This window comes from Deltaproteobacteria bacterium, from assembly GCA_028818775.1.
In the GTDB taxonomy this organism is placed as follows: domain Bacteria; phylum Desulfobacterota; class Binatia; order UBA9968; family JAJDTQ01; genus JAJDTQ01.
Genome location: JAPPNE010000053.1, coordinates 19,512 through 27,671, shown reverse-complemented (window position 1 = coordinate 27,671; position 8,160 = coordinate 19,512). Strand labels below are relative to the sequence as shown.

Below are 8,160 nucleotides of genomic sequence, written 5' to 3'. Positions count from 1 at the left end.
GATCCTGGTCGCCGCCGTGCTCGCGTGCACGGCGTATTTCGTGAGTCAGGGCCAGCGAGTGGCGGAACGCACGGAGGGCGTGGACGCCGTTTATGCTCTCGACTACGTTGCCGGCATCGTCTTCATCGCGGTCCTGTTGGAAGCATGCCGGCGCGCGGCCGGCATCACCCTAACGCTGGTCGGGGCGGCGTTCATCGTCTACGTCTTCACCGGACCCTACCTGCCCGATCTGATTGCCCACCGCGGCATGTCCCTCAAGCGGTTCGTCGACCTCCAGGTGCTCTCGACTTCGGGCATGTTCGGGACGCCGGTCTCGGCGTCGGCGAACATGGTCTTCTACTTCGTGCTGGTGGGCGCTTTTCTCGAACGTTCGGGAGCCGGCAAGCTGTTCGTCGACATCGCCTACGGCGCCACCGCCCGGTCCTGGGGCGGCGCCGGCAAGGCGGCTGTCATCGCCTCCGGCCTGTTCGGGACGGTTTCGGGCAGCGCCGTGGCCAACGTGCTGCTGAGCGGCCTGATGACCATTCCGCTGATGGTCCGCTCGGGCTTCCAGCGCACGCTCGCCGGCGCCATCGAGGCGACGGCATCCACCGGGGGACAGCTTGCGCCGCCCATCATGGGCGCCGCCGCCTTCATTCTCGCGGACGTGGTCGGCGTCCGCTATGTCGAAGTGGTGTCAGCGGCCATTGTTCCGGCGGTACTCTACTACACGGCGCTGTTCCTGCTGGTCCACTTCTACAGCCTGCGCAACGGGCTCAAGCCCGATCTCGATCTGCCGATCCGGGAGCACCTGGCCGGACTGGCCGAGCGGTGGCATCTGTTGATTCCACTCGGCTTCATGGTCTACCTGCTCGTCTCCCGGTATTCCCTGATGACCATCGGTTCCTACACCATCGCCCTCATCCTCGTCGTCAGCCTGCTCCGCAAGGCGACCCGAATGAGACCCGGCGCGATCTTCCAAGCCATCACCGGTGGCGTGCGCTCGGCCTCCGAGGTGGCGATTCCTTCGGCCATCGCCGGCATCATCGTGGGCACCCTGGTGCATACGGGCATGGCGCTGCGGCTTCAGCGTTGGCTCCTGGACATGGCCGGCGACTCCCTCGCCATATCCCTCAGCGGGGCCATGATCCTCACCATCATCCTCGGGATGGGGATGCCGACCGCGGCGGCCTACCTGGTCTCCGCCATCCTGGTGGCGCCGGCCTTGCAGACTCTCGGCGTTCCGGCCCTGCCGGCGCATCTGTTCATCCTCTATTTCAGCATCCTCTCGATGGTGACGCCGCCGGTGGCCTTGTCGGCCTTCGCCGCCGCGGGCATCAGCGGCGCCAACATGTGGCGTACCGGGGCGCGGGCTTTTCTCCTGGCCGTGCCCGGGTTTCTCATCCCCTACGCGTTCACGCTGAACCCGGCACTGCTGCTGCTGGGCGAGGCGCGGGAGATCCTTCAGGTGCTGGCCACCGCCGGCGGCGGGGTCGTCGTGATGGCCGCCGCATCGGGCGGCTATCTGTTCGGACCCCTGTCCATGGTCCTGCGCGTGCCCCTGTTCTGCGTGGGACCGCTGCTCATCGTGCCTGACCTGGGAACGGACCTCTTCGGACTCGGCGTGATTGTCGTGATCGTCGCCGTTCAGCTCGTTTACGGACGCGGGCTCCGCCCCGACCACCGGCCGGCGCAACACGGCACAGACTAACCGAGGCAAGACTGACGGAGTTCTCTTCCTGAAGAAGTGACCTGAAGACGTGAACGTAGCGGGGCCGATCACCCGTCGCCGGCCCGCACCCAGCGAGCGAGCTTCTCCAGAGCCGCGCCGCGGTGGGAAAGCCGGTTCTTGTCATCGCCCAGTTCACCGTAAGTCCGCCCCGAGGCATTCTCGGACACGAAGATCGGATCGTAGCCCCATCCTTCTCCTCGGCAACTGCGAGCGATGGTTCCCCGCGCCTCCGCGCCGAAGCATTCCACCGACCCGTCGGTGTCACCGTAAGCGAACACCGACTTGAACGTCGCACGTCGGTCCGCCGTATCGTCCAGCAGCCGCAGGATGCCCTGGTTCCCCAGGGTGCGGAACACGTAGGCCGAGTACGGCCCGGGAAACCCCCGCAGGCCGTCGATGAACAGGCCCGTGTCCTCGACGATGACGGGGCCTCCGACCGCCAGGGACGCCTCTCGAACCTTCTCCGCGGCGATCTCCTCGAGCGTGTCGGCCTGAATCTCCCGAAGCTCCATGGCCTTCATGGCGACGGAAATGCCGCGGTCGGCAAGTATCGCCCGTACCTCGGCGAACTTGTGACGGTTCGAGGTCGCAAACGTGAGCTCTCGTGACACGGCTGGTCCGGTGGTAGAGAAGGGGGATTTGGAGATTCTGCGGAAGTATGGAGCGGGTGACCGGGGTCGAACCGGCGACCTTATGCTTGGCAAGCATACGCTCTAGCCAACTGAGCTACACCCGCGTCCTTCCTGTTGCTTACAGCATCACCCGGGGGTTGTCAACGACTCCGCCACACCCATCCAGCCGTGATTCTCGACCGGTGCGGCCGAGTGCGGTATAGTCGCAGGTGTATCCTTCAAAGCGGTTGCCCCGGCGGCGAAGGGGGCTGTGAAATGAACAGATTCGGCACCACATACGAAGGACCCCTCGGTTCCACGATCCACGTCCTCCGTGCTGATGCGGACACCATTGCGGCACTGGCGGAAGTGGACTGGAGCCGGCGCTTCCGCCGGGTCTGTCTTGACCCGGTGAACGGGCTCGTCACGTTGATGTCCCCGTCCCACCTCCACGAGAACCTGTCCGGTATCCTGGACCGCATTCTGGACGTTGCGGGCAGCATGCTCGCAGGCGCAGCGCAGGGACTTCGCCAGACGCGCCTGCGGGGACCCGGTGATCCGCCGGGCACCGGGATGGAGGCGGATTGCGCGTTCTACTTCGGGGAACGCGCCAGGGCCTTCCGCGCAACGCTTGTCGAAAGCGATGAAGCCGCCGAAGCGTTTCTTGAGCGGAACGCGCCGGACCTGGTGGTCGAAGTGGAGACCACCAACGCGGACGAAGGCAAGGTCGAGCGTTACGCCGCTCTCGGTGTACGGGAGATGTGGCGACTGCACGGCAGCAAGGGCAACCGGGAGTTCAGCACCGAATTCCTCGCGCTGCATGCCGGGCAAACGCCGAAAACACTCGACGCGTCGGCATTGCTGCCGGGACTGACGTCCCGGGACATTTGCGAGGCCGTTGACGGGGTACGCAACAGCGATACCGACAACGAGCGGGCCGCGGCCGTCGCCCGCATCGTGCGCCGCCGGCGGCGCGACAGCCTCCGCGTACGCGAGGATGAGCCGCCCTACGCGACTGCTCCCCGCCCGGACCCGGGCGCCGGCGACTGACGCGACCCGTCGGCGGGTACGTTCCCGCACTCCTCCTACTCTCCGGCCCGCATGGTCTTCAGGAACCGTACGAAGTAGCCCACCCCGGACCACACGGCGAGGACGGCGGAGAGGACGAGGAAGGACAGGCCGATGAGGTGAAAGTCGACGCCGAGGTAGGGGTAGTGGATCATCAGGCCCACGAGGGCCACGGTCTGGGCCAGGAGCTTGTACTTGCCGAGCCGTTCCGCGGGGATGACCATGCCATCCGTGAGAGCGATGCCGCGCAGGACGGTGACGGCGACTTCGCGCGCAACGATGATGATCACCAGCCAGACGGTCACTTGGGAGTCGCCGGGGCGGTCCACCGCCACCAGCATGATGAGGGCCGTCACCACCAGCAGTTTGTCGGCCAGGGGGTCCAGGAGCTTGCCGAAATCGGTGACGCTCTTGTTCCGGCGCGCCAGCCAGCCGTCGAGCATGTCCGTGACGGAGGCGACGATGAAGACCAGCGCGGCCAGCGCGCACGACACCGGATCGGTGAACGCCATGAGGTAGGCCAGGAACGGAACCAGGAGAATCCGGAACAGGCTCAGCAGATTCGGCAGTGTCCACATGACGTCGGCGGACTCCTACGCGGCCGCGTACGACCACCTCGACCACGCGATCAGCAGCACGCCGAGCACGACCATGGAGGTGGCGAGGAGCTTGCGCCGTGTGATCGGGTCCGAGTCACCCAGAATAAGCGGGGAAAGGCCCAGGGTAAAGAGCGAGAAGCAATGAACCAGCGGTGAGACCACCGCTACGTCCGCCATGTCCAGCGCCGTGAACATGAAGAAGTAGGCCACGAAATGCACGAATCCCACCAGGGCGAAGCACCCCAGGGTCGCCCACGCGCAAGTCCTCAAGCGCGCCAGGCCGTGCACCGGGAAGTAGGCCGCGGACATGGTCAGGAGCGAACTGGTCACCGTGATGGCCGCCCCCACCATGGGCGCCGGGCCGGCAAGGAGCCCGAGTCGGACCACGTTGTCGCGCAGCCCGGCGAACAGCGCTCCCGCCACCGGATAGAACAGGTCCCCGGAACGCCAGGATCTCGATTCGCCCTTCCACGACAGGAACACCAGGCCGCAGACGACCGCCACCGCCCCCAGCATGTTCACCGGACCGGGTCTTTCGTCCAGCAGCACCATGGCCAGGAGCACCGCGAAGAGCGGCGCCGAATTGAGCACCGCGGTGGCCGCGGCGGCGCCCATCCTCTCGATGCCCTTGAACGCCACCAGGCGGAAAAGCCCCGGAACGATGAGGCCCGAGGCCGCGAAGATCAGGTTGGCCCCGGCCCAGAGCTCCGAGAGATCGTGGAAGGTGAACACGAAGAGCCACAACACCAGCCCGTTGAAGAAGAGGTCCACCACCAGGCCGCTGAAGGGATCGAGGTCTCGCACGCCTCGATGAACCAGCGTCGCCGTGCAGGCGAAGGCAAGGGAGGCCAGCAGGCCCAGGGCAACGGCGAGCATGTCTAGTGTCCTGGCGGACTTGGGAATTGGGCGAGCGCCCTCACCCCGGCCCTCTCCCGGAGGGAGAGGGGGTCGGAGCCGTTTGAATCCGTCGTGCGCGGGCGGCGCCCGTCACGGGCGGGTCTGAAACCCGCCCCTACTCGCGCGGCGTTTCCACGCCCAGCCTCTTCTCGATCTCGTCCTCCAGGGAACTGCCCCGGCGTGCCTGGATCGCGGAGTAGACCAGCGTCCCGACGATGAGGAGGGCGATGCAGACCACGGTGGGCTGCAGGAGCCAGCCCGCGCCGTAGGCGCTGCTGGAGATCCACAGGTAGTTCTCGACGATGGTCCCCAGCACTAGGCCCAGCACGAACGGAGGCCGCGGCCACTGAAACAGAACCATGACGTAGCCCACGATGCCGAAGATGACCGTGACGATGATGTCGCTGAAGTTGTTGTGGGCGGCGAAGGCGCCCAGGAACACGAACATGAGCAGGAACGGGATCAGCAGGTTACCCCGCACGAAGGTGAGCTTCACGAGCTGGTTCAGGAACAGGAAGCACGCACCCGCGGTGAGGATGTTGGCCACCACCAGGATCCACACCATGGCGAAGGTCACGTCCAGGTGCTTGGTGAGCATCTCCGGACCGGGATTGAGGCCGACGATGAGGAACGCCCCCAGCAGGATCGCCATGGCGCTGCTGCCGGGAATGCCGAAGGCCACCGTGGGAATGAGGTTGCCCCCTTCGCGGGAATTGTTGGCCGCCCCCGGCCCCAGGACGCCGCGTACGTCGCCCTTGCCGAAGCCGCTCTTGTCCTTGGCCGACTGCACAGCGTGGCCGTAGGCCAGCCATTGCGAGACGCCGCCGCCCAGGCCCGGCAAGGCGCCGATGAACGCGCCGATGAAGCCGCAGCGCATGGTCAGGGCGAAGTGGCGGAAGGTGTCCTTGACCCCTTCCATGACCCCGGTGATCTTGCCGATCTTAGCCTCGGCGATGCTCGTGCCGCGCACCGCCAAGTCGATGATCTCCGGGATGGCGAAGAGCCCGACCACCACGGGTCCGAGGCTCAGGCCATCCCAGAGATACAGCGTGCCTAATGTGTAGCGCAGCGTCCCGGTTTGGGGATCCACCCCGATGGACGCCAGCATGAGCCCGATGCCTCCGCACAGGAGGCCCTTGGTGAGCGATGATCCGCTCAGCGACGCGATGAACGTGATTCCCAGGATCGCCAGCATGAACAGCTCGGGAGAGCCGAAGAAGAGCACCAGCGGGCGCATGATGGGAATGGCGAGGGCCAGGATGATGGCGCCTTCAAGGCCGGCCACCAGCGAGCTCATGAGCGCGGCGCCCATGGCCCGGCCGGCCTCCCCGTTCTTGGTCATGGGATAGCCGTCCATGATGGTGGCCGCGGCCGTGCCTTCTCCCGGGATGCCGAAGAGGATCGAGGTGAGGTCACCGGTGGTTCCGGTGATGGCGTGCATGCCCAGGAGAAAGGCAAAGGCCGAGATCGGCTCCCCGATCTTGTAGGCGAACGGCAGCATCAGTGCCAGGGTGGCTAGGCCGCCGAGGCCGGGGAGAATCCCCACGACGAAGCCTACGAACGCCCCCAGAAGCAGAAACCCGAAGGCCGGCCAGGAAAGGACGTGAAGCAGTCCGTCAATGAAGGCGTCGAGCATCATGGCCTAAAAACTACCTCCCAAGAAGCCCCCTCACGCCGTCCACCACTTCCTTGGGCTGGCTTACGACGCTCTGGGCAACCTTCTGCAGGTCCTCGCCCCTCAACAGCTTGTACGGCACCATCCGCCCCTTCTTGGCCTCGGCCGCCAGCTCCGGGTCCGCCAACGTCTTGGCGTAGGCGTCGCGCAACATCTTCACGCGGTCCGCCGGCACGCCCGGCGCCACGGCGAACGGGCGCCCGAAGTCGCCGCTGGCGAAGATCACCTTGGCCATGGACCGGACCAGCTTCGGGGCATTGTACTTGTCAAACAACTGGGACAGGGTGGGGACGTCCTTGAGCCTCGGGTCCGGCTCGTCCCCGCTCTGGGCGAGTTGGCGGACGAACTTGTTCTTGTGCCAGGTGAGATAGGGCTCACGGCCGAAGTGCGGGGGGATGGTCATGCCGCGGCACAGCACCTCTCCCCGTTCCACCGCCAAGTCGATCTCGCTGCCGCCGGGATAGCCCATGACGAAATTGAAGTTCGCCCCCACGCCCTTCTCAAGGATCTTGCCCATGAGATAGCTGTTGCCCGCGGTGCCCGAGTTGCCGAGCCTCGCCGGGTCCTTCTTGTTCGCGATCAGGTCGTCGATGCTCTTGTACTTCGAGTCGCTGCGGCAGAAGAGCACCGAGTGGCTCACTTCCTGCGTGCCGATCCACTGGAACTTGGCAATGTCGAAGCGCACCTCCTTCCGCCCCACGACCTGGTCGAGGTACAGCCCCGCCAACGGCATCACCAGGGCCGTACCGTCCTGCTTGGCGATGTTGTAGACGTAGTTGGCGGCGATGAGAGAGCCGGCCCCGGGCATGTTCTGGACGATGATGTCGGGCTTGCCCGGGATGTACTGGCCCATGTGCCGCGCGAACAGCCTGGCCCACCGGTCGTAGAACCCGCCCGGCGAGCAGCAAACCAGGATGCGGATGGTCTTGCCCTCGTAGAAATCCTTGGCCGCGGCTTGGCCCGAGAAGCTCATGAAGAGGAACCCGGCCAGCAACAGCACGAGAAAAGTTCGGCCAATCGCTCGTTTCGTCATTGCACACCTCCCTTGGTTTAGCCCAACGTTTACGCCACACGGCGTGCGCCCGGTCTACTCGATGCCCAGCCAGCGAAAGATCTGACCCTCGGGGAACGGCAGCAGCAGCGTGCGCTCGAACACGATATAGTAGATGAGCCACGCCGACGCCGTAAGGATCAGCGACATGGGCCAGCCCTCCTTGGACTGGATTTTCAGAAAGCCGAAGGTCATGGCCGCGACGGTGATGGAGAACCCCACGAGCCAGATCCCCGCCAGGAACCCCACGATCCACGACAGGATGGTGATGGTGCGTCGCACCGCCACCGACATATCCATGGGCTGCGTGAACTGGAAATCGGAGGGCGTGTTCTGGGCGGCGCCCTCCTCCTTCTCCCGGGGCCCTCGAAACTCCTGGACGATGTTGAGGAGCGCCAGGAAGATCATGGGGATGCCGATGGCCCAGGGGTAGAGGCGCGCCTGCAGGCGCCACTCCCCGGCTTCCCAGACCAAGTAGCAGAAGAAGACGAGGACCAGAATGCTGAAGCCGTTCCTGGCTGTCAGTCGCACGTGAAAAGCCCCGTTGC

General features: G+C 65.6%; 8 protein-coding genes and 1 tRNA gene. 2 read left to right on the top strand and 7 right to left on the bottom strand.

All coding sequences use genetic code 11. From position 1 onward, the window contains the following. On the top strand, positions 1 to 1,690 hold a 1,690-nt coding region (locus OXU42_06600; GenBank protein MDE0029049.1), incomplete at its 5' end, for a TRAP transporter fused permease subunit. A 68-nt stretch (positions 1,691 to 1,758) separates the two neighbouring features. Here OXU42_06600 and rdgB read toward each other — a convergent pair. Together rdgB and OXU42_06590 are read right to left on the bottom strand one after the other, a co-directional pair. Beyond that, on the bottom strand, positions 1,759 to 2,322 hold the full coding sequence (gene rdgB / locus OXU42_06595; protein MDE0029048.1) for an RdgB/HAM1 family non-canonical purine NTP pyrophosphatase: 564 nt from the start codon (positions 2,320 to 2,322) through the stop codon (positions 1,759 to 1,761). A 48-nt stretch (positions 2,323 to 2,370) separates the two neighbouring features. Further along, a tRNA-Gly gene (locus OXU42_06590) sits at positions 2,371 to 2,447 on the bottom strand. A gap of 244 nt (positions 2,448 to 2,691) precedes the next feature. Here OXU42_06590 and OXU42_06585 point away from each other — a divergent pair. After that, on the top strand, positions 2,692 to 3,372 hold the full coding sequence (locus tag OXU42_06585) for a Uma2 family endonuclease (GenBank protein ID MDE0029047.1): 681 nt from the start codon (positions 2,692 to 2,694) through the stop codon (positions 3,370 to 3,372). A 35-nt stretch (positions 3,373 to 3,407) separates the two neighbouring features. Here the strand turns inward: OXU42_06585 and pgsA are convergent, their stop codons facing one another. From pgsA to OXU42_06560, 5 genes are all read right to left on the bottom strand, one after another. Beyond that, a complete protein-coding gene (gene pgsA, locus OXU42_06580; GenBank protein ID MDE0029046.1) occupies positions 3,408 to 3,968 on the bottom strand; it encodes a CDP-diacylglycerol--glycerol-3-phosphate 3-phosphatidyltransferase in 561 nt (186 codons plus the stop codon). A gap of 15 nt (positions 3,969 to 3,983) precedes the next feature. Further along, the gene (locus tag OXU42_06575; GenBank protein MDE0029045.1) at positions 3,984 to 4,865 is read right to left on the bottom strand and encodes a DMT family transporter; all 882 of its coding nucleotides are present in this window, start codon (positions 4,863 to 4,865) and stop codon (positions 3,984 to 3,986) included. Between the two features lie 136 nt (positions 4,866 to 5,001). Further along, positions 5,002 to 6,525 (bottom strand): tripartite tricarboxylate transporter permease, encoded by a 1,524-nt coding sequence (locus tag OXU42_06570; GenBank protein MDE0029044.1) that lies wholly within the window; start codon positions 6,523 to 6,525, stop codon positions 5,002 to 5,004. A 10-nt stretch (positions 6,526 to 6,535) separates the two neighbouring features. Then, entirely contained in the window at positions 6,536 to 7,594 is a 1,059-nt protein-coding gene (locus OXU42_06565) for a tripartite tricarboxylate transporter substrate-binding protein (protein ID MDE0029043.1), read from the bottom strand. A 54-nt stretch (positions 7,595 to 7,648) separates the two neighbouring features. Next, positions 7,649 to 8,143 carry a tripartite tricarboxylate transporter TctB family protein gene (locus OXU42_06560; protein MDE0029042.1) on the bottom strand — a complete coding sequence of 165 codons (495 nt, stop codon included), beginning with the start codon at positions 8,141 to 8,143 and terminating at the stop codon, positions 7,649 to 7,651. Positions 8,144 to 8,160: the final 17 nt, after the last annotated feature.